Annotated in this window: 18 protein-coding genes and 1 tRNA gene; 10 read left to right on the top strand and 9 right to left on the bottom strand. The window is 73.2% G+C overall.

The genetic code is table 11. The annotated features are described in order from the left end of the window. Positions 1-26: 26 nt before the first annotated feature. Positions 27-524 carry a hypothetical protein gene (locus L615_RS10820; protein WP_028654997.1) on the top strand — a complete coding sequence of 166 codons (498 nt, stop codon included), beginning with the start codon at positions 27-29 and terminating at the stop codon, positions 522-524. Positions 525-537: 13 nt separating this feature from the next. Here L615_RS10820 and L615_RS10815 read toward each other — a convergent pair whose 3' ends face one another. Continuing rightward, positions 538-1,539, bottom strand: coding sequence for a hypothetical protein (locus tag L615_RS10815; RefSeq protein WP_028654996.1), 1,002 nt, complete (start codon positions 1,537-1,539; stop codon positions 538-540). A gap of 263 nt (positions 1,540-1,802) precedes the next feature. Between L615_RS10815 and L615_RS10810 the strand changes: the two genes are divergently transcribed. Next, positions 1,803-2,417, top strand: a complete 615-nt coding sequence (locus L615_RS10810) for a GyrI-like domain-containing protein (protein WP_145725080.1) — start codon at positions 1,803-1,805, stop codon at positions 2,415-2,417. On the opposite strand, the gene L615_RS10805 is transcribed toward L615_RS10810, so the two are convergent. Together L615_RS10805 and serA are read right to left on the bottom strand one after the other, a co-directional pair. Continuing rightward, complete coding sequence (locus tag L615_RS10805) at positions 2,396-2,614, bottom strand: hypothetical protein (RefSeq protein WP_145725079.1); 219 nt, start codon at positions 2,612-2,614, stop codon at positions 2,396-2,398. The two genes, L615_RS10810 and L615_RS10805, sit on opposite strands and share 22 nt — an antisense overlap. Positions 2,615-2,694: 80 nt before the next feature. Further along, on the bottom strand, positions 2,695-3,888 hold the full coding sequence (serA, locus tag L615_RS10800) for a phosphoglycerate dehydrogenase (protein ID WP_145725078.1): 1,194 nt from the start codon (positions 3,886-3,888) through the stop codon (positions 2,695-2,697). A 122-nt stretch (positions 3,889-4,010) separates the two neighbouring features. On the opposite strand from serA, the gene L615_RS10795 reads away from it, so the two are divergent. Both L615_RS10795 and L615_RS10790 read left to right on the top strand, forming a co-directional pair. Further along, the gene (locus L615_RS10795; RefSeq protein WP_145725077.1) at positions 4,011-7,316 is read left to right on the top strand and encodes an error-prone DNA polymerase; all 3,306 of its coding nucleotides are present in this window, start codon (positions 4,011-4,013) and stop codon (positions 7,314-7,316) included. An 81-nt stretch (positions 7,317-7,397) separates the two neighbouring features. Beyond that, positions 7,398-7,471 (top strand) — tRNA-Pro (locus L615_RS10790). Positions 7,472-7,638: 167 nt separating this feature from the next. Here the strand turns inward: L615_RS10790 and L615_RS23800 are convergent. Together L615_RS23800 and L615_RS10780 are read right to left on the bottom strand one after the other, a co-directional pair. Beyond that, positions 7,639-7,851 (bottom strand): hypothetical protein, encoded by a 213-nt coding sequence (locus L615_RS23800; RefSeq protein WP_028654992.1) that lies wholly within the window; start codon positions 7,849-7,851, stop codon positions 7,639-7,641. Between the two features lie 616 nt (positions 7,852-8,467). Beyond that, the gene (locus L615_RS10780) at positions 8,468-11,782 is read right to left on the bottom strand and encodes a hypothetical protein (protein WP_145725075.1); all 3,315 of its coding nucleotides are present in this window, start codon (positions 11,780-11,782) and stop codon (positions 8,468-8,470) included. A 156-nt stretch (positions 11,783-11,938) separates the two neighbouring features. Here L615_RS10780 and L615_RS10775 point away from each other — a divergent pair, with 156 nt between their 5' ends. The 3 genes from L615_RS10775 to L615_RS10765 all read left to right on the top strand — a co-directional run bounded on the left by L615_RS10775 (position 11,939) and on the right by L615_RS10765 (position 14,090). Continuing rightward, positions 11,939-13,120, top strand: a complete 1,182-nt coding sequence (locus tag L615_RS10775; RefSeq protein WP_145725074.1) for a zinc-dependent alcohol dehydrogenase — start codon at positions 11,939-11,941, stop codon at positions 13,118-13,120. 95 nt (positions 13,121-13,215) lie between these two features. Beyond that, positions 13,216-13,641 carry an HPP family protein gene (locus L615_RS10770; RefSeq protein WP_145725073.1) on the top strand — a complete coding sequence of 142 codons (426 nt, stop codon included), beginning with the start codon at positions 13,216-13,218 and terminating at the stop codon, positions 13,639-13,641. Next, positions 13,638-14,090, top strand: a complete 453-nt coding sequence (locus L615_RS10765) for a pyridoxamine 5'-phosphate oxidase family protein (protein WP_051485571.1) — start codon at positions 13,638-13,640, stop codon at positions 14,088-14,090. The genes L615_RS10770 and L615_RS10765 overlap by 4 nt, the downstream gene beginning before the upstream one ends. 37 nt (positions 14,091-14,127) lie before the next feature. Here L615_RS10765 and L615_RS10760 read toward each other — a convergent pair whose 3' ends face one another. The 3 genes from L615_RS10760 to L615_RS10750 all read right to left on the bottom strand — a co-directional run bounded on the left by L615_RS10760 (position 14,128) and on the right by L615_RS10750 (position 16,365). After that, positions 14,128-14,904: a universal stress protein gene (locus tag L615_RS10760; RefSeq protein ID WP_145725072.1), complete on the bottom strand. Its 777-nt coding sequence runs from the start codon at positions 14,902-14,904 to the stop codon at positions 14,128-14,130. A gap of 71 nt (positions 14,905-14,975) precedes the next feature. Then, positions 14,976-15,686, bottom strand: coding sequence for a class E sortase (locus L615_RS10755; protein WP_145725071.1), 711 nt, complete (start codon positions 15,684-15,686; stop codon positions 14,976-14,978). A 13-nt stretch (positions 15,687-15,699) separates the two neighbouring features. After that, entirely contained in the window at positions 15,700-16,365 is a 666-nt protein-coding gene (locus L615_RS10750; RefSeq protein ID WP_145725070.1) for a DNA-binding response regulator, read from the bottom strand. A 96-nt stretch (positions 16,366-16,461) separates the two neighbouring features. Between L615_RS10750 and L615_RS10745 the strand changes: the two genes are divergently transcribed. From L615_RS10745 to L615_RS10735, 3 genes are all read left to right on the top strand, one after another. Continuing rightward, the gene (locus tag L615_RS10745; RefSeq protein WP_145725069.1) at positions 16,462-17,388 is read left to right on the top strand and encodes an aldo/keto reductase; all 927 of its coding nucleotides are present in this window, start codon (positions 16,462-16,464) and stop codon (positions 17,386-17,388) included. Positions 17,389-17,409: 21 nt separating this feature from the next. After that, positions 17,410-17,982, top strand: coding sequence for a dihydrofolate reductase family protein (locus L615_RS10740; RefSeq protein ID WP_145725068.1), 573 nt, complete (start codon positions 17,410-17,412; stop codon positions 17,980-17,982). Positions 17,983-18,051: 69 nt separating this feature from the next. Further along, entirely contained in the window at positions 18,052-18,897 is an 846-nt protein-coding gene (locus tag L615_RS10735) for a siderophore-interacting protein (RefSeq protein WP_145725067.1), read from the top strand. On the opposite strand, the gene L615_RS23270 is transcribed toward L615_RS10735, so the two are convergent. Next, positions 18,889-19,253 (bottom strand): HNH endonuclease signature motif containing protein (locus tag L615_RS23270; RefSeq protein WP_186449825.1); only part of this gene is annotated, 365 nt, incomplete at its 5' end. The two genes, L615_RS10735 and L615_RS23270, sit on opposite strands and share 9 nt — an antisense overlap.

Here is a 19,253-nt window from a genome sequence, read left to right as displayed (position 1 = left end):
GAGGACACGCAACCGGAGGTGACCTGATGGCGCGCAGCGGCAACCCGGCGGACCTGGTCGCACGGAACCTCGAGGCGCTGCGCGGTGCGCTCGAGCAGAGCGTCACCGTGCAGACCAGCCGGCTGCACGACCTCGTCGACGACCTCGTGGCCCGCGGGTCGCTGTCGCGCGCCGAGGCCGACAACCTCGTGTCCCAGCTGCTCAGCGCCAGCCGGGCCTACTCGCAGACGCTGCTGCAGGTCCTCGACGGCATCACCGCCACCGCGACCGCGCCGGTGCGCGCGACCGCCGGGCGGATCGCCGAGACGGTCTCCCAGACCGTGCGCAGCGCCCCGATCCGGGTGCCGGGGCGTCGGGCGTCGACCGGTCGTGCGCTGCCCGACCTGTCGACGCTGACCGTCGCGCAGGCGAAGGAGCAGCTGGACGGGCTCGACGCGGCCGACCTGCGCCGGCTGCGCGAGCAGGAGGTCGCCGGGAAGAGCCGCAAGGGCGTCCTCGACGAGATCGCCCGCCGTCTCGGGTAGGGCCCGGCAGGGATCAGGTGCAGGGCCAGGAGGTCGTCGTCATCGTCCTGCGCGCCCCGGACCGGAGCACGACGCTCGCGCGCACGACGCCCGCGGTCCGCGGCGCGACCTTGCGCAGCACGAGCGCGGACCGGTCCACCCCCTTCCCGGTGAGCCGGACGCGACGGGTGCCGTCGACGGTGATCGTGATCGCGCGGGCCCGGGCGCGCAGGGCCGCGCTGAAGGCGACCCGGACGCTGTGGGTCGCGCACCGACGGTGGCCCGGGACGAGGAGCGATCGGCCGTTGCCGCGGAGGGTGCGGCGGGTGCCGACAGGCATGAAGGTCGCCGAGCTGAGGACCGTGGCGTCGTGGGCCTTCGCGGCCGTGGTGCCGGTCGAGACCGAGGTACGGGCGCCGCTGTAGAAGGTGGCGTCGTAGGTGCCGGCGGGGAACCTCTTCGGCTTCGTCGTGCCGCCCGTGGTGACGTCGAGGCGGAGCGGGCCGGGCCAGTTGCTGACGCCGACGTGGCCGTGGGCCTGCCCGTTCCCGGCCTGGTCCAGCACGCGGCTCCGCGCCACCACCCACGACGCGACCGGCAGCGTCACCTCGACCTCGGCGGTCCCTGCGACCTCGTCGTCGAAGCCACAGGTGGCCGTGGGGTTGGGCCTGATCGACGACGCGGCGTTGGCGCGCACGTCGACGCGCACGCCACCGCGAGCGTCCCGGGTGATCCGCGCGGTCGTGGACACCGACCGGCTCCACCGGGTGCCGGCGTAGGTACGCACGCCGGATCCCCCGGTCGTCGTGTGCCACGCACCGTCGGCGGGCAGGGCGACGGGGGCCGTGGTCGTGTCGCCCGCGGCCGTCGCGGGGCACGTCGCACTGCTGTGGCGGTAGAGGAAGCCGCCGGCGTCGAACGACCCGGTCACGGTGGGCGTCGCGGCAGACGTCGGCACGGGCTGGATGGCGAGCGCCGCGGCGAGGAGCGCGGCTCCCGCCACCTTGCCGGCAGCGCAGGGACGACGTGCGGACATGGAGCAACCTCCCGGAGGGCGACGCCGGGACCTCCGCCGGCAGGCGGCAGGATCCTAGCGACGGCGGCGTCCGACTAGAGGTACTGCCCGGCCTCCGGCGCGCCAGCACGCCAGCCACCGGCCCTGGCCTGCCCGACGGCGTGCACCACCGGCGGCTCGGGCACCGTCGGTCACTGTCGCCACCTCAGGGTTCGTTCGGGCACAGTTGTCCCGTGTGCGCCGGGAGGTCCGGCGCTGGTCCATGATCATCCAGGGGTCCGACAGTGAAGACCGACCCGAAGAAGGAGTTCGACTGCTACCGGGCCAGGCGCGGGGAGCTCCGCGTCCTGGAGGTGCCGCCGCTGCGCTACCTGATGGTCGACGGGCAGGGCGACCCGAACACCGCACCGGCGTACGCCGACGCCCTGGCCGCGCTCTACCCGGTGGCGTACAAGGTGAAGTTCGCCAGCAAGAAGCAGCTCGACCACGACTACGTCGTCCCGCCGCTGGAGGCGCTGTGGTGGGCCGACGACATGGCCGTGTTCACCTCCGCGCGCGACAAGTCACGCTGGAGCTGGACGGTGATGCTGATGGTTCCCGACCACGTCCCGCAGGAGCTGTACGACGCCGCGCTGGTCGAGGTGGGTCGCAAGGACCCGCCCGTGGCGCTGGACCGGGTCCGGCTCGAGCTGCTGGAGGAGGGCACCTGCGTGCAGACCCTCCACGTGGGGTCCTACGACGACGAGGGCCCGGTGCTCGCGCACATGCACGACGAGTTCATCCCCGGCCAGGGCCTGCGGATGACCGGGCGCCACCACGAGGTCTACCTCAGCGATCCCCGCCGGGTGGAGCCGGCGAGGCTGCGCACCATCCTGCGTCAGCCGGKCGCGCCGGCCTGACGGTTCTCCTCGCCCGCGGCGCCGTCCGGGCCGGGGGTCTGGCTGCTCCCGCTGCGGGTGCCCTCCGGGTCGTCGACCCGCTCGTCGGACTCCGCCAGGATGGCCTCGGCCTGCGCCTCGGGGTCCGCGCTGCCCGCCTCCACCTCCTCGGGGAGGAGCTCGGCGCGCTCGTTGATCCGCTCGTCGTCACGTCCCATGGGGACGCGCTACCCGCTCCCAGGCCCGCCATGCGACCCCAGCGGGGCCAGTGGGTCCCGCAGGTCCAGCGGCAGGGGGACTACCAGGTGCGCACCCACACGCAGTGCTCGGACCTGCGCAGGGTCTCCACGGCCTCGGTCGTCAGCGGCTCGGAGGCGTCGGTGACGACGTACCCGAGGCGATCACGGGTGGAGAGGTGCTGCGCCACGACGTTGTCGCCCGCGTCGGCGAAGGCGGCGTTGAGCTCGGCCAGCACGCCCGCGACGTTGTGGTGCAGGAAGCCGATCCGGTGGCCCGGGGTGAGCCCGCCCGGCTGCACCTCGGGGAGGTTGACCGACAGCGCGGTGCTGCCCTCGAGGGCGAAGCGGGCCAGCTTCTCCGCCACGAACCCGCCGATCTCCTCCTGCGCCTCCTGCGTGGAGCCACCGATGTGCGGGGTGAGGATCACGTTGTCGAGGCCGCGCAGCACGGAGTCGAACGGGTCGCCCTGCTTCTTCGGCTCGGCCGGGAAGACGTCGACCGCGGCGCCGGCGATGTGGCCGGACAGCACGTTCTCCCGCAGCGCGTCGTAGTCGACGACCATGCCGCGCGAGGCGTTGATGAACATCGCCCGTGGCTTCATCTTCGCGAACTCCGCGGCGCCGAAGAAGCCGGCGTTGCCGGGGCGGCCGTCGACGTGGAGGCTGACCACGTCGGACTCGGCGAGCAGCGCGTCCAGGGACCGCAGGCGGCGGGCGGTGCCGTGCGCGGGGCGGTCGGCGGTGTCGTAGAAGACGACGTTCATGCCCATCGCCTCGGCGACGGTCGACAGCTGGGTGCCGATGTTGCCGTAGCCGACGATGCCGAGGGTGCGGCCGCGGACCTCGTGGCTGCCCTTGGCGGACTTGTCCCAGATGCCGTCGTGCATGCGCTGGGTCTTCTCCGGCAGGCGGCGGGCCAGCGCGATGATCTCGGCGATCACCAGCTCGACCACGCTGCGGGTGTTGGAGTACGGCGCGTTGAACACCCCGGTGCCGCGCTCGGCGGCCGCGGTGAGGTCGACCTGGTTGGTGCCGATGCAGAAGCAGCCGACCGCGAGCAGGTCGGGCGCCGAGTCGAGGACCTTCGCCGTGACGTTGGTGTTGGAGCGGATCCCGAGCAGCTGCACACCCGGCAGGGCGGCGACCAGCTCGTCCTCGGACATCGACCCCGCGCGGAGGTCCACGTCGTAGCCGCGGCCCTCCAGGTACTCGACGGCAGCAGGGTGGATGTTCTCGAGCAGCAACGCCTTCACGGTCCAACCGTAGGGGAGCGGCGAGGTCTCGGCGAACCACGGCCCCCAGCGTGATACGCACGCCGTGGGCCAGGCCACGCAGCCGGGTTCCTGTCGAACAGGTGTTCGACTAGGATCGGGTCATGGGATGGAACAACCCACCCGTCCCGTGGCGGGAGATCGAGCGGCGGCTGTCCGGGCGGGCGCCGGCCTTCGAGGCACCCGTCTCGCGGCGCAAGCGACCGCGCGAGGAGCCGGAGCAGATCGCCCGGCCGTCCGACGCGACGCCGTACGCCGAGCTGCACTGCCACAGCCACTTCAGCTTCCTCGACGGGGCGAGCAGCCCCGTCGACCTGGTCCGCGAGGCCGCCCGGCTCGGGCTGTACGCGCTGGCGCTGACCGACCACGACGGGTTCGCCGGGGCGCCGCTGTTCGCGGAGGCGGGGCGCGACTACGACCTGCCGACCGTCTACGGCGCCGAGCTGTCGCTGGGCCTGGCCCGCACCCAGAACGGCGTGCCCGACCCTGAGGGCAGCCACCTGCTGGTGCTGGCCCGCGGGGTCGAGGGCTACCACCGGCTCTCCGGGGCGATCACCGAGGCCGGGCTGCGTGCACCGGAGAAGGGCAGCCCCGTGCACGACCTCGACGAGCTCGCCGAGCGCGGCCGGGGGTACTGGCTGGTGCTCACCGGCTGTCGCAAGGGCACGGTGCGCCAGGCGCTCGCCACCCACGGCCCGCGCGCCGCCGCCGAGGAGCTCGACCGGCTCGTCGACCGCTTCGGCCGCGAGCACGTCGTCGTGGAGCTGATCACCAGCGACCTGCCCGGCGCCGACGAGACCAACGAGCTGCTGGCCCGGATCGCCGACGACCGGCGCCTGCCTGCGGTCGCCACCGGCAACGTGCACCACGCCACCCCGGACGGCCGGCGGCTGGCCGCGGCGATGGCGGCGGTGCGGGCGCGGCGCAGCATCGCCGAGCTCGAGGGCTGGCTCGACCTGTCCGGTGGCGCCCACCTGCGCAGCGGGGCGGAGGTGCTGGAGCGCTTCGGCCACCGTCCCGACGTGGTCGGCCGGTCCGTCGTCCTCGCGCGGGAGCTGGCCTTCGACCTCCGCAAGGCCTCGCCGCGACTGCCCAAGCAGGGCATCCCCGAGGGCCGCACCGCCGGCGAGCACCTGCGCCACCTGGTCGAGCAGGGCTTCGCCCAGCGCTACGCCGGCCGCGACCTCGAGGCGAAGGCGCGGCAGCGGGTTGATGCGGAGATGCAGGTGATCCTGCAGAAGGACTTCGCCGGCTACTTCATCATCGTCCACGACATCGTCGCCTTCGCCCGCAGCAGGGGGATCCTCTGCCAGGGCCGGGGGTCGGCGGCCAGCTCCGCGGTCTGCTACGCGCTCGGCATCACCGCCATCGACTCGGTCTACTTCGACCTGCCCTTCGAGCGGTTCATCTCCCAGCACCGCGAGGAGGAGCCGGACATCGACATCGACTTCGACTCCGACCGCCGCGAGGAGGTCATCCAGTGGGTCTACGACACCTACGGCCGCCGCAACGCCGCCCAGGTGTGCAACGTCGTGAGCTACCGGCCGCGGATGGCGGTGCGCGACGCGGCCAAGGCGCTGGGCTTCTCGCCCGGCCAGCAGGACGCGTGGTCGAAGTCGATCGACGGGTGGGGGAGCGAGGTCGAGAAGGGCCTGGGCATCCCCGACCAGGTCGCCGGGCTCGCCGAGGAGCTGATGGGAGCCCCGCGCCACCTCGGCATCCACTCCGGCGGGATGGTGCTCACCGAGCGCCCGATCGGCGAGGTGTGCCCGATCGAGAAGGCACGGATGCCCGGACGCACGGTGCTGCAGTGGGACAAGGACGGTTGCGAGTCGATGGGGCTGGTGAAGTTCGACCTGCTCGGCCTCGGCATGCTCGGCGCCCTCGACCACATGATGCGGCTGATCGAGGAGCACACCGGACGCCGCTGGACCCTGGAGACCATCCCGAAGGAGGAGCCCGAGGTCTACGACATGCTCTGCCGCGCCGACTCCATCGGCGTCTTCCAGGTCGAGTCCCGCGCCCAGATCGGGACGCTGCCGCGCCTCAAGCCGCGCCGCTTCTACGACCTGGCCATCGAGATCGCGCTGATCCGCCCGGGGCCGATCCAGGGTGGGGCGGTCCACCCCTACATCCGCCGCGCGATGGGCCGCGAGCCGGTCACCTACGACCACCCGCTGCTCGAGCCGATCCTGGGGCGCACCCTCGGCGTCCCGCTCTTCCAGGAGCAGCTGATGGCGATGGCGGTCGCGCTGGGCGACTGCACCGCCGACGACGCCGACCTGCTGCGCCGCGCGATGGGCTCCAAGCGCGGCGTCGAACGGATCGAGAAGGTCAAGGGCCGGCTCTACGAGGGCATGGCCCGCAAGGGGATCACCGGCGACCGCGCGGACGCGATCTACGTCAAGATCCTCTCCTTCGCCGGCTTCGGCTTCGCCGAGTCGCACGCGCTGAGCTTCGCCCTGCTGGTCTACGCCTCGTCGTGGTTCAAGCTGCGCTACCCGGCCGCCTTCCTCGCCGGCCTGCTGCGCAACCAGCCGATGGGCTTCTACTCCCCGCAGTCCCTCGTCGCCGACGCCCGACGGCACCAGGTGAGCGTGCTGCCGCCCGACATCGCCTGCTCCGGCGCCCAGGCCGGGCTCGAGCCGTGCCCGCCGCACGGCGCCGACCGCCACCGCTACGACGACGGGCTGGCCGTGCGCCTGGGCCTCGACTCGGTCAAGGGGATCGGCAAGGAGCTCGCCGAGCGGATCGTGGCCGAGCGCGCCACGGCGCCGTACGCCGACCTGCCGGACCTCTCCCGCCGGGCCGGGCTGACCACGGCCCAGCTGGAGGCGCTGGCGACCGCCGGCGCCTTCGACTCCCTCGGCCTTGACCGCCGGCAGGCGATCTGGATGGCCGGCTACGCCGAGCACGACGGGCAGCTGCCCGGCAGCACCCCGGCCCCCGCGCCACCGTCGCTGCCCGGGATGAGCGCGATGGAGGTGACCCTCGCCGACCTGTGGTCCACCCGCATCTCCACCGACGTCCATCCGGTCGAGCACTTCCGCGAGCAGCTCACCGCGGCCGGGATCCGGTCGGTGGGGGAGCTGTCCACCACCGAGGCCGGCCGCCGCGTCCACGTCGCCGGGCTGGTCACCCACCGCCAGCGCCCCGGCACCGCCAGCGGCATCACCTTCCTCAACCTCGAGGACGAGACCGGCATGCTCAACGTCGTCTGCTCCCCGGGCGTGATGAAGGCCCACCGCCAGGCCGCCCGCAACAAGGTCGCCGTCGTGATCCGCGGCGTCGTCGAGCGCCAGGACGGCGTCACCAACCTCGTCGCCGACCGCGTTGAGACCCTCGACACCGTCCTGCCCGGCACCGGCGACGCCCTCCAGGCCCGCCAGTCCTCCCGTGACTTCCGGTGACGCGCCGGGAGGCCGATTCGGGCCCGGCCCCCCGGCTGCGGTAGTGTTCCGTTCGCTCCGGCGGCGATCCTGCTGGAGCTTCGGGCTGTGGCGCAGCTTGGTAGCGCACTTGACTGGGGGTCAAGGGGTCGCAGGTTCAAATCCTGTCAGCCCGACCGAAGGACCGGCTCTGGCCTGCGGAGACGCAGGGGCCAGGGCCGTTCCGCATTTCAGGGCGATTCGCCGGGCTTCCCGGCGACCCGGCGGCACCAGCCGTCCCGGGGTCGTGTCAGCCCGGACGGCGCGGGACGTGGTGGTCCCGCGCCGTCACCAGCTCACCGCCTCACTGGCTCGCCTGGCTGGCGATGAAGTTGACGAGCGGCGGGGAGGACGCGAAGGAGTAGTTCGCCGTCCACCCTCCCGCGTCGCCGCCCTCGGTGATCGACGTCGGGTTGTCCCCGCCGATCGGCGTCAGGATGAGCAGGGGAGCGAAGGTGAAGAGCGACCCGTCGAAGCTGATCGTGCATCCGTTGGGGCCGTTCGTCGTGACGCTCACCCCGGCAATCGGAACCTGCAGCTCACAGCTGGGAAGGATGACTCCGGTCACCTGGTGGACGGGACCTGCCGGTCCCTGCGGGCCGGTCGGGCCTTGCTCGCCCCGAGGGCCTTGAGCACCCTGGTCACCTCGGGGTCCCTGCTCGCCCTGCGGACCCTGGGGACCCTGTTCGCCCCGGGGGCCCTGCTCGCCGGGCTCGCCCTTCTCGCCCTGAGGTCCGGCCGGTCCCTGCGGTCCGGTCGCACCCCAGGTCACCTGCACCTCCTGAGTGGTGCATCCGCCGCCATCGCTCTCGATGATGCGGACCTTTCCGTTCGTCTTGTGGACACACGCAGTGAACTCGTCGGCGTTGCCAGTGGTGACATCGGCTGAAGCGAGGCCGACGCTGCCGAGGACGACGACGCCTGCGAGGACGGCGGCCCTGCGGAGCCGGCTGGGTTGGAGCTGCATCACTTGGATCCCATCGAGAAGGCGCGACCAGCGCGCGGATTGTTGATGTCTCCCTCCTCCGGCGAGCGTAGGTACGTCGTCGCCGGGGGTAGGGCGAACCGAGAAAGACCGGGGTGGGCCGCCGACAAACCCGGGGTCCGGTCGCTCGAACCACGGGTACCCGCCCTCAGCTGCCCTTTCGCAGCGGCGCGAGCCGGTCGCGGAGGTCACCCAGCGTGCCGTGGCCGTCGACGCAGACCGGGTCCGCCTGCGTGGATGACCCGCACCCGGTCGCCCGCGCCTCCGCGACGTCGGAGACGAGGTCGCTGACGCTGGCGTCGGAGAGCACCCACCCCAGCGGCGCCGACAGCGTGGGCTGGGTGGCCTGGTGCACGACGAACACCTGCGGCTGGGGCGCCTGCGCGGAGAGCAGCTGCTCGCACGGCGTCGGGTCCGTGCCGGGCACGCTCGGTGCGGAGCACAGGAAGCCCTCGGCGGCGTCGGCTGCCTGCTGGAGCAGGGCCTGGGTCGACGAGCGGCGGGTGGTGGCGGCACCGATCGCCCACAGCGGGACCAGGCTCTCGGAGACCGTCCGGCCGCGCTGGCGGATGCCGAAGCTCGTGGCCGGCCCGTTGTCGAGGTAGACCACCATCGGCACCACCAGCGCACCGGTCCCGTCGGCGAGCACCTGGTCGTTGTGCGCCCGGACCAGTGCGCCCCACTGCGGGGCGAGGTCGTTGATGGTGCCCAGGCCGGTGTTGTCGGCGATCCCGCCGTCGACCAGCGGCGTCTGCGTGAAGCCGCGGCACGGGCCGACCACGGCGGACGGCGTGACGTAGGGGAAGCGGCCGGAGACCAGCGCCGCGGTGAGGGCGCTGACGTTGCCGAGGCAGCGCTGGTCGTCGTCAGTGCCGTCGGTGCCGCCACTGCCGTCGCTCCCCGTGCTCTCCTCGGGGGAACCGAAGGCACCGAGGACGTCGTAGCTGTTCGGGCCGGGCCCACCCGCACCACAACCAGGGGCGTTGCTCCGCTCGGTCATCTCCGGCGCGGCGCTGAGCTCGGCGGGGGAGAGGTCGACCTGGCTCCACAGCGCACGGCAGCCGTCGTAGGAGTCGGTGGAGGTCAGGACGAGGTGCCCGGTGACCGAGGCAGGCGCCGTGTCGGCCTCCTCGACGAACCGGTGCGCGGCGGCACCGTCGTCGATGCCGGCGTCCTCCCAGGCCCGCCGCCAGACCTCCTGCATGACGGCAGCCCGGTCGCTCCCGTCGGGGTGGGTGTCGGCGGGTGGCGTGCCGAGCCGGAGGCCGGTGGCGGTCGCGACGAGGTCACCGGTGACGAGGGTGACGGCACCGGCCCCGAGGGAGTCGGGGCCGCGGACCGCCTCGTCGTCGTACCGCCCGATGGTGAGGCCGAGCGAGCCACCACTCGCGCCGGTGGAGAAGAGGGTCAGGTCCTGCCCGCAGCTGCCGCCGGCGTCCGCGACCTCCTCCAGCCCGAGCGCCGTCCAGTACGTCGCCCGGATGCCGCCACCCTCGGCGGCGAGCATCAGCATCGGCCGGACGTCGGAGGACTGTTCCTTGCCGTCGACGACCACGCCCACTGCATCGGGGACGACGCAGCCCGTGGTGCCGTCGACCCAGGTCCGGAACGCCTCGGCGAGTGTCGGTCGCGCGGGGACCACCTGGTGGGGCAGGCCGTCCTGGCCGATGCCGTGGACGAAGGTGGACGAGCCGAGCTGGGCGTTGAGGAACAGCCCGACCACGACGAACGGCACGATCGGCGTCGCCGTCAGCCAGGGCCGCGGGACGACCAGCAGCGCCTCCGGCGGACGGGTCTCCTGGGAGTAGGCGACCACGACGCCGAGCAGCACCATGAGCGCACCGAGGGCGAGCGTCACGGCGGCGACGACGCCGACGGTGGTGGCCCAGCCGATCGGGTCGAACGCCATCCAGCCGAGCACGGCGCCGGACGCGACGAGGAGCAGGACCCGGAGGCCGTGGCTGGTCCGCCCGGTGACGCACGTGGTCCCGTCCACCTCGCAGAGCGGTGCCGTGGGGGTGGCCCACGCCGCGAGCCCGGTGGTCCGGTCGGGGTGCACGGCCGCATCGAGCCTCGACAGCAGCCGGTTGGCGGCCCACCACGGTGCGACGGCGGCGCCGACCGCCGCCATCAGGGCGACCCACCAGCCCCACGGCACGTCGACGTCGTCCTTCGTGACGCCGACGGCGAGCACCCCGGTCCAGGCGCGCATCATGCCCAGGCCCATGGCCGCCACCGCCGCGATGGCGAGGACGTCGCCGACGGCCATCACCTTCGCCGGGTCGACCGGCGGGCCGGGCCGCGCAGCAGGGCTCTGGCCACCGCCGTCCTTGCCGGCCACCTGGAAGCGCCAGCGAGCGAGGCAGGACAGGACCGGCACGGCTACGGTGATGAGGCAGAAGATCGCGAACCGGCGTCCGTCGACCGGCCAGTCGTTCGCCAGCGCCAGCACGAGCAGCAGCACGGCGAGGGCCGGCGCGAGCAGCCAGTGCCACAGCGGGGCGTGACGGGGCTGGCCCTCCGGGTGGTACCACGGCCAGGCGTGCCCGTCCGTCCGTGCATCGTGGCTGCGCCTGAACGCGCAGTCCGCACGGAGCCGGCCGAGGAAGAAGATCGCGGCCACGACGACGAGCGCCGCCACGGCTGCGAAGGCCATGTGCCCGGCCTCGGCGCCGTGCTCCAGCCAGCGGCGCTCGATGTCCGGCACCTGGTCGCCGACCTTCGGCACGGGGAGGCAGGCGAGTGCCGCGACCGGGAGGAAGGCGAGCAGCGAGTACCGCTGGATCCACAGTGCCCGGCGCCACGGCGCGACCACCTCGCCGCGGTCCCGCACAACCACCGACAGGGCGAGCAGGGCGACGACCACCGCGACCGCAGCCCACTTGACGCCCGTGGCCACCCACAGCGCGGGATTCGGGTCGTAGCCGCCGAACGGCCCTGCGCCCACCCGGCCGTTGCCGGACACCCACATCAGCACGTTCTCGACGACGTCCGCGACGCACAGCCCCCAGACCACGTTGCGCAGCACGGGACACCACGTGCGTGGCACGAAGGCGGAGCGGACCACCAGGACCAGCAGCCGGGCGTAGACCGCGATGAACACGACGTCGACCACGAGGAAGCAGCGCAGCAGCCGGTTCCACGCCACCAGGTCGTCGGTGGCCATCGGCAGCCCCCACGACTGCCGCACCACGTCGGTCGGGAGCCCGGAGAGCCGGCGGAAGTCGATCGCTGCCTCGGTGCCCGCCACGAAGCCGCGGGACAGCCCGTTCACCTCGTTGAGTGCCAGCAGAGCGGCCACGAGGAGTGTCAGGACGACCCCGACGCCGTACTTGCGGCGCTCGGGACGCAGGTGGACGGTGCGGGTCGCCTCCGGCGGCGTCACCCGCTCGCCGACGAAGAGCCGCCAGAGCCTGGTCGCCGGACCAGGCCGGGGCGGTGCTGGGTCCAGGTGATCCTCCATCGCACCGGCTCCCTTCCGGTCCCCCTCCTGGCATGGTGGACCTCGGCGGGGACCGATGCTGGAGAACGCCGGTCTTTACCTTCGATTCGGTAGGGGCAGCGGGATCATCCGGCCCCACCGCCGGATACGCCTCCACCACCCGGGTACTCGCTCACAATGCGAGCAGTCACCTGGCAGGGAGTCCGAGACATCCGCGTCGAAGAGGTGCCGGACCCGAAGATCATCGATCCCACGGACGCGATCATCCGCGTCACCACGACGGGGCTCTGCGGCTCCGACCTCCACCTGTACGAACCGCTGGCGCCGTTCATGACGCCCGGCGACATCGTCGGCCACGAGCCGATGGGCATCGTCGAGGAGGTGGGGCCGGGGGTGCAGCAGCTGAAGGTCGGCGACCGGGTCGTCGTACCGTTCAACATCAGCTGCGGCGACTGCTTCATGTGCGGGCAGGGACTGCACAGCCAGTGCGAGACCACCCAGAACCGCGACCAGGGCACCGGTGCGAGCCTGCTCGGGTTCAGCAAGCTCTACGGCGGGCAGCCGGGCGGGCAGGCGGAGTACCTCCGCGTCCAGTTCGCCGACTTCCTCCCGATCAAGGTCCCCGAGGGTCCGTCAGACGACCGGTTCGTCTACCTCTCCGACGTGCTGCCGACCGCCTACCAGTCGGTGAGGTACGCCGACGTGGCCGGTGACGACGTGCTGCTGGTCATGGGCGCGGGCCCGATCGGCGACATGGCCGCGCGGATCGCGATGAACGAGGGACGCCGCATCATCGTCGCCGACTGGGTGCCCGAGCGGCTGTCCCGCGTCGCCTCCCGAGGCGCCGAGACGATCAACATCGACGCCGTCGACGACGTCGGCGACGAGGTTCGCGACCGCACCGGCGGGCGCGGCGCCGACGCGGTCATCGACGCAGTCGGCATGGAGGCCCACGGCAACCCCGTCGCGGAGAAGGTCATCAAGGCCGTCGGCCTGCTCCCGGACAGGATCGCCGAGCCGATGATGAAGAAGGTCGGCATCGACCGGCTTGCCGCGCTGAACACCTCCTTCGACGCCGTACGACGCGGCGGCACCGTCTCGATCATCGGCGTGTACGGCGGGGCGACCAGCCCGATGCCCCTGATGCAGATGTTCGACAAGCAGGTGCAGGTCCGGATGGGCCAGGCCAACGTGCGGCACTGGTCGGACGAGATCCTCCCGCTTGTGCTGGACGACGCCGACCCGCTCGGCACCGAGGACTTCGCCACCCACCGCCTCCCGCTCGACCGGGCCCCGGAGGCGTACGCGAAGTTCCGTGCCAAGGAGGACGGCATGGTCAAGGTGGTCTTCACCCCCTGACCGCGACCTGACCGCCACCCGTGCCGCGCAGAGGGACCCGCAGGACGGGACCTTCGACCCTCGCGGAACGCTCGCGCTCGACGCACCATCGGGACGTGGACACCGAGAACCTCTCCAGCGCCGCGCCGGTCCGGGTGCGGGACATCATGAGCCCGCAGCCGGTCACGGTGCGCGCGGACGCTCCGCTGGCGACCGTGGCCCGCCTGCTCGCCAGGCACGCCATCACCGCCGTCCCGGTCGTCGACGACCACGGCCGTGTGGTCGGCGTGCTCAGCGAGGCCGACGTCCTGCGGCACGACCGGATGGGTGATCCGGCGATGGCGGTGATGGGCACGGTCGTCGCCCTGGTGCACCCGGAGACCGAGCTGGCGGAGCTGCGCCGGATCCTCGGCACCACGTTGGTCAAGAGCGTGCCCGTCGTCGACGCGGCCGACCACGTCGTCGGGATGGTCAGCCGCAGCGACGTCGTGCGTGACCTCGTGGGCCACGAGGCCGGCGACGGCCCGGCGGTCGAGCAGTGAGCGGCGCACCCCGCCTGCACGATCTGACGCCCGACGAGTGCGAGCGGCTGCTGCGCGCTGCGGTGCTCGGTCGGGTCGGGCTGGTCGCGGAGGGGCGCGTCGAGGTGCTGCCCGTCAACTACACGACGCACGGCGACGCCGCCTGGGTGCGCACGTCGCCCGGTTCGCTCCTGGACCGGTACGCCGACGGGACCGAGCTCGTCCTCGAGGTCGACCACGTCGACCACGAGCGCGGGCACGGCTGGTCCGTGGTCGCCCGAGGCCACGGCGAGCGGGTGACCGAGGACGAGCGGACCGACGAGGAGCGGCGCCGCCCCGGCCCGCCGCGCTGGGTGCGCCGCGAGGACGAGGTCTGGGTCCAGCTGCGCTGGGAGGAGCTGACCGGTCGTCGTACCGGCACGGCCTGGGACCTGACCGCGGGGCTGCCGGTACGACGGGTCTGGGGCTGACCCTCCTGGTCAGCTGATCAGCTGCCGAGTCCGGTGCTCACCGGCACCACCGCGACGACACCCTGCGCCCGCTCGACGACGGCGGTGGCGACGTGCGGTCGGGCGTCGTCGACTGGCCGACGGCCCACGACGACGAGGTCCCACTCCGCGGTGCGCCACCCGACCACGTCCTCGACGAAGCCGTGGGCGACGCGCTGGTCGACCTCGACGTCGGGCCAGGTCGAGGCGAGTCCTGCCAGCGTCCGCGGTCGTCCGCGACGAGGGTGGTGCTGCGCCGGCCGGCTGCAGCCGCGGCGGGCTCCCAGACGCAGTGCAGTGCGGTCAGCGGCTGCTGGTGCAGCGACGCCTGGGCGAAGGCGAAGTCGAGCACGGGGGCGGACGCGGCGCCGGCCTCGACGGCGACGAGCACCCCGCGCCCCCCGTGGCCGGAGACCCGCGGACGGCACACGACGACGGGGCAGTGGGCGCGCCCGGCCACGCCGCGGCTCACCGAGCCGAGCAGGGCGCTGCGGACCGGCCCGCGCCCGTGCGAGCCGACGACCACGAGGTGGGCGTTGCGGGACAGGTCGACCAGCACCTCGACGGCGTCACCCTCGGCGGGGACCGGGGTCACGGCCACGTCGGGGGCGACCTCGCGAGCCGTCGCAAGGGCGTCGTCGAGCAGGCGCTGCTCGTGGCGTGTGCCGACCGCGGCGACGACCATCGGACGCCGCTCGAGGCGGGCCTGGGCGGCGGCCCAGCGCAGGGCGCGATCGGCGTGCGTGGAGCCGTCGACGCCGACGGCGATGCTGTGGTGCGGGATCGCGGTGGTCATGGCCCCACGATCCGCCCGCCGGGACCCGCGGGACACGGCCCGACGCCCCGGCCCTGCGGGACCTTCGTCCCTCAGCGGATCGCGACCAGCACGCCGACCTTGTCGATGCGGTGCTCGGGGTTGTCGAACCGGTCGGCCCAGTAGTTGCCTGCCGCGTGGTCCTCCGGGGTGGCGCAGGTGGACAGCGTGATCATGGCGCGCGTGGGGGTGGCCCCGGGCCGGCCGGGCACGGCGGCACGCTGCGCGCGCAACGAGCGCGGGGAGCGGAACGACGTCTGGCGGGTCCCGGTGATCCGGTAGACGTACGTCGCCCTGGCGGTTCGCACCACCACCCGGTCCCCCCGGCGCAGCTCCGTCAGGCGCAGGAAGGCCTGCGTCGACGACAGCCGGTGGGCGGTCACCTGGTAGTTCCCGATGCCGCCGGGGCCGGTGCCACCGCGGGGCCCGTGCGGGCTCGCGCCGCGGCCGCGGTCCTGGATCCGCGTGCCCGGCCCGTCGTCGGTCCGGCCGCGGTAGGGCACGACGACGAGGCCGCGCAGCCCGATGCGGGGGATCGTCAGCTCCGCGCGCCGCGGTCGGCCGTCGGACGCGAGCGGCTCGGTGGTCGGGCTGGACGTCGGGGAGCCCGGCACCGCCTCGCTCGGCGAGGTGCTGCCGGTCGGTGAGGTGCTCCCGGTCGGCGATGTCCCTCCGGAGGGGGCGTCGTCGCCGGCAGGCGAGCAGCCCAGCAGCAGCGTGAGGCCCGCGCCGGCGGCGTACGCGCGGAGGGAAGCCGTGCGCATGTCGCGCCCCTCGTCAGACGAGGCCCAGCTCGCGGGCCCGCACGCCCGCCTGGAAGCGGGACTCCGCGCCCAGGGCGCTCATCAGCTCGGCGACGCGGCGCCGGTAGGTGCGCACGCCGAGGCCGAGGCTGCGCGCCGCGGCCTCGTCCTTCACGCCGCGGCCGAGCAGGTCGAGGACCTGCGGGGCGATGTCGCGGATCTCGGCGACCTGCGCGTCGAAGTCACTCAGGTCGGTCGCGTTGCGCCACACGGCGTCGAAGAGGGCAGCGACCCCCGCGACCACGTCGGCCTGGGTGATGACGCTGTAGGTGCGGCGTCCTCCTCGCGGGTCGCCGCCCAGGATCGCGATCCGTCGGTCGATGACCATCGTGTCGTTGATGTCGTCGGTGGTGATCCGGACGCTGGCGCCGTGCGACTCGCAGAAGCGCGCCAGGTCGCGGGCGGCGGCCGGGTCGAGGGCCGCGTTCGGCAGGTAGATCTTGCGCAGCCGTACGCCGTCGGGCGGTTCCGGCGCCATCACCCCGCTCGCCTCGCCCGCCAGCCGGGCGGCACGCCACGTGTGCAGCGTGGTCGCGGCGAACGCGACGTCGGTGGCCGCAGCGACGAGGTGGCCGGTGCGGGCGACGAGCTCGTCCTCGCCCTGGACGACGACGACGCCTTCTGCAGACCGGGTGCTCACCCCTCGATCATCCCCCGGACGGCAAGGGCGGGGGAGGGATGGCAACAACCTGCCACCTGCGTGGGTGCGCCGCGATCCACGACGACGCTGGTCGGCATGACGACAGGAACCACGACCACCACCACGACCACCCCCACTGCCGACGCCGCCGGGACCTGGCGGCTCGGCGACCGCACCGTCAACCGCGTCGGCTTCGGCGCGATGCGGCTCATCGGTAGCCCGTTCGCCACCGCACCCCGGGACCGGGAGACCGCCATCACCGTCCTGCGCCGGGCAGTCGAGCTCGGCGTCAACCACATCGACACCGCCGCCTTCTACTTCACCCCCTTCCAGTCGGCGAACGAGCTGATCTCCACGGCCCTGCAGCCGTACGCCGACGACCTCGTGGTCGTGACGAAGGTGGGAGCGAGCCGCCACCGCTCCGGGGAGTTCGAGCCGTACGCGCGGCCGGACCAGCTGCGCGCCCAGGTGGAGGAGAACCTGCGCCAGCTCGGCCGGGACCACCTCGACGTGGTCAACCTGCGCTGGGGTTCCGGCCCCGAGCTGGAGGAGGGATCGGTGGCCGAGCATGTCGGGGCGCTCGTCGAGCTGCGCGACGCCGGACTGCTGCGCCACGTCGGTGTCTCCAACGTGACCGCCGACCAGCTCGCGGAGGCGCTCGAGGTCGCCCCGGTCGTGTGCGTGCAGAACCGCTACGGCCTCACCGACCGGGCCAGCGAGCCGGTGCTGCGGATGTGCGCCGAGCGTGGCATCGCCTTCGTCCCCTTCTTCTCGGTGGCCGCCAGCATCGAAGGAGCCAACCCGTTCGGCCCCGCCGACCTCCGGGGCCAGGACGTCGTCGAGACGGTCGCTGAGGCGCACGGCGCGACGGCCGCACAGGTGCGCCTCGCCTGGACGCTGCACCAGGGCGAGCACGTGCTGACCATCCAGGGCACCGGGGACCCCACCCACCTGGTCGAGAACGTCGCCGCCGGCGGGTTGCGCCTCACCGACGCAGAGCTCGCTGCGCTCGCCACCGTCTAGGAGCATCGGTACCGTCGAACGGTGCGGCTCCTGCGCTACTCCATCAACGTCACGCTCGACGGCTCCTGCCACCACGAGGCCGGGCTCCCGCCGGACGAGGAGTCCATGCGCTTCTGGACCGAGGACATGCAGGCCGCGGACGCCGTCCTGTTCGGTCGGGTGACCTATCAGATGATGGAGGAGGCCTGGCGCAAGCCGACCGTCGGACCCTGGCCCGACTGGATGGACGAGTGGGAGGTCCCGTTCGCCGAGGCGATCGACGCCGTGCACAAGCACGTCGTGTCGAGCACCCTCGACGCGGTCACCTGGAACGCCGAGCTCGTGCGCGGCGACCTCGGCGCGGCCGTCCAGCAGCTCAAGAACGAGCCCGGCGACGGCCCCCTCGCCGTCGGTGGGGTCACGCTGCCCCTGGCGCTGGCCGACCTCGGGCTGATCGACGAGTACGTCTTCGTCGTCCACCCCGTCCTGGCGGGCCACGGCCCCACGCTGCTCGCCGGCCTGCGCGAGCGGATCCAGCTCGAGCTCGTGGACCGCAGGGACTTCCGCTCCGGCGCGTGCGCGCTGTCCTTCCGGCCTGCGACACCGACGGCCTGAGGGCGAACAACGATCGGCTAGGTTCGGCGCGGGAGCCGGCCGGGCCGGCGTACGAGCGAGGGGGCACGGGTGTTCGGAGAGGTCGTCGGCACGGAGCAGCTGTCGCCGCACATGGTCAGGATCGTCCTCGGGGGTCCGGGTCTGGCCGACTACGTGCCAGGTGTTGCGGCCGACCAGTACGTCAACTGCTTCTTCCTCCCCGACGACGCGCCGTACGGCGTGCCCTTCGAGGACGAGGCCGTGCGCGACCTGCCCCGGGAGCAGCGCCCGTTCCCACGCCGGATCACGGTCCGTGCCTGGGACCCCGCGCGCCGCGAGCTGACCATCGACATCGCGGTCCACGGCGACGTCGGGTACGCCGGCCGCTGGGCCTCGCAGGCCGGGGCCGGTGACCGCCTCCAGCTCCGCGGACCTGCGGGGAGCTACGCACCGCACCCCGAGGCCGACAGCTACCTGTTCGTCGGCGACGAGAGCGCCCTGCCGGCCATTGCCGCGTGCGCCGAGGCCGTGCCCGCCGGCCGCCCCGTGGTGGCCGTCGTGGAGGTCGACGGCGCTGCTGACGAGCTGCCGCTGACGTCGCCCGGCCAGCTCGAGGTGCACTGGGTGCACCGGGCGGGCCGCGAGGACGGCGTGGACGACCTGCTCGCCGACGCCGTCGCCGCACTGCCGCGCCCTTCCGGCGTGGTCAGCGCCTTCGTGCACGGCGAGGCCGTCGAGGTGCGAGCCGTGCGCCGGGTGCTGCTCCGCGAGGGGATCGTGGAGGAGGAGCACCTGTCCTGCTCGCCGTACTGGCGCCACGGCATGGACGACGAGGCCTGGCGTGCGGTGAAGGCGGCGTTCGTGCGCGAGACGGCAGCGGAGACCGCCGGCTCCTGGCATCGCCCTGGCCGGTCCCGTCGAGGTCCCTCAGGCTGACCAGTCGAGGAGCAGCCGGGTTGCGTGGACCTCCATGGGCGTGGGGGTCTGGTCGCCCTGGGTGGGGGTGACTCGTCTGGTTCCGGTCGGGTCGACCAGGTAGTAGGCCCCGTGGGGATCGCGCCAGATGGTGATCCCGGGGAAGGGTTGTCGGGCTTGCCAGCCGGCGTGGGTCTTGATGCGGTGGTGGGTGCGGGTGAGTGGGGCGAGGTTGTCGCTGCTGGTGGGCCCGCCYTCGCTGTGGGGKTSYTGRTGATCGATGTCGACGTTGCGCGAGGTGTTGACGGCGTAGGGGAAGACGTCGGCGGGGTGGATGAGGTGGACCATCTCGCGCAGTCGCTGGGGGATCTCGTAGG

The sequence above is a fragment of the Nocardioides sp. J9 genome (assembly GCF_007829375.1).
Classification (GTDB): domain Bacteria; phylum Actinomycetota; class Actinomycetes; order Propionibacteriales; family Nocardioidaceae; genus Nocardioides.
This window is presented reverse-complemented; position numbering and strand designations above follow the sequence as displayed.

Excerpts from the sequence above, each read along its gene's own strand:
- L615_RS10745 (WP_145725069.1), top strand. The coding sequence starts at position 16,462 with ATGACGACAGGAACCACGACCACCACCACGACCACCCCCACTGCCGAC.
- L615_RS10815 (WP_028654996.1), bottom strand. The coding sequence starts at position 1,539 with ATGTCCGCACGTCGTCCCTGCGCTGCCGGCAAGGTGGCGGGAGCCGCG.
- L615_RS10795 (WP_145725077.1), top strand. The coding sequence starts at position 4,011 with ATGGGATGGAACAACCCACCCGTCCCGTGGCGGGAGATCGAGCGGCGG.
- L615_RS10760 (WP_145725072.1), bottom strand. The coding sequence starts at position 14,904 with ATGACCACCGCGATCCCGCACCACAGCATCGCCGTCGGCGTCGACGGC.
- L615_RS10775 (WP_145725074.1), top strand. The coding sequence starts at position 11,939 with ATGCGAGCAGTCACCTGGCAGGGAGTCCGAGACATCCGCGTCGAAGAG.
- L615_RS10755 (WP_145725071.1), bottom strand. The coding sequence starts at position 15,686 with ATGCGCACGGCTTCCCTCCGCGCGTACGCCGCCGGCGCGGGCCTCACG.
- L615_RS10780 (WP_145725075.1), bottom strand. The coding sequence starts at position 11,782 with ATGGAGGATCACCTGGACCCAGCACCGCCCCGGCCTGGTCCGGCGACC.
- L615_RS10820 (WP_028654997.1), top strand. The coding sequence starts at position 27 with ATGGCGCGCAGCGGCAACCCGGCGGACCTGGTCGCACGGAACCTCGAG.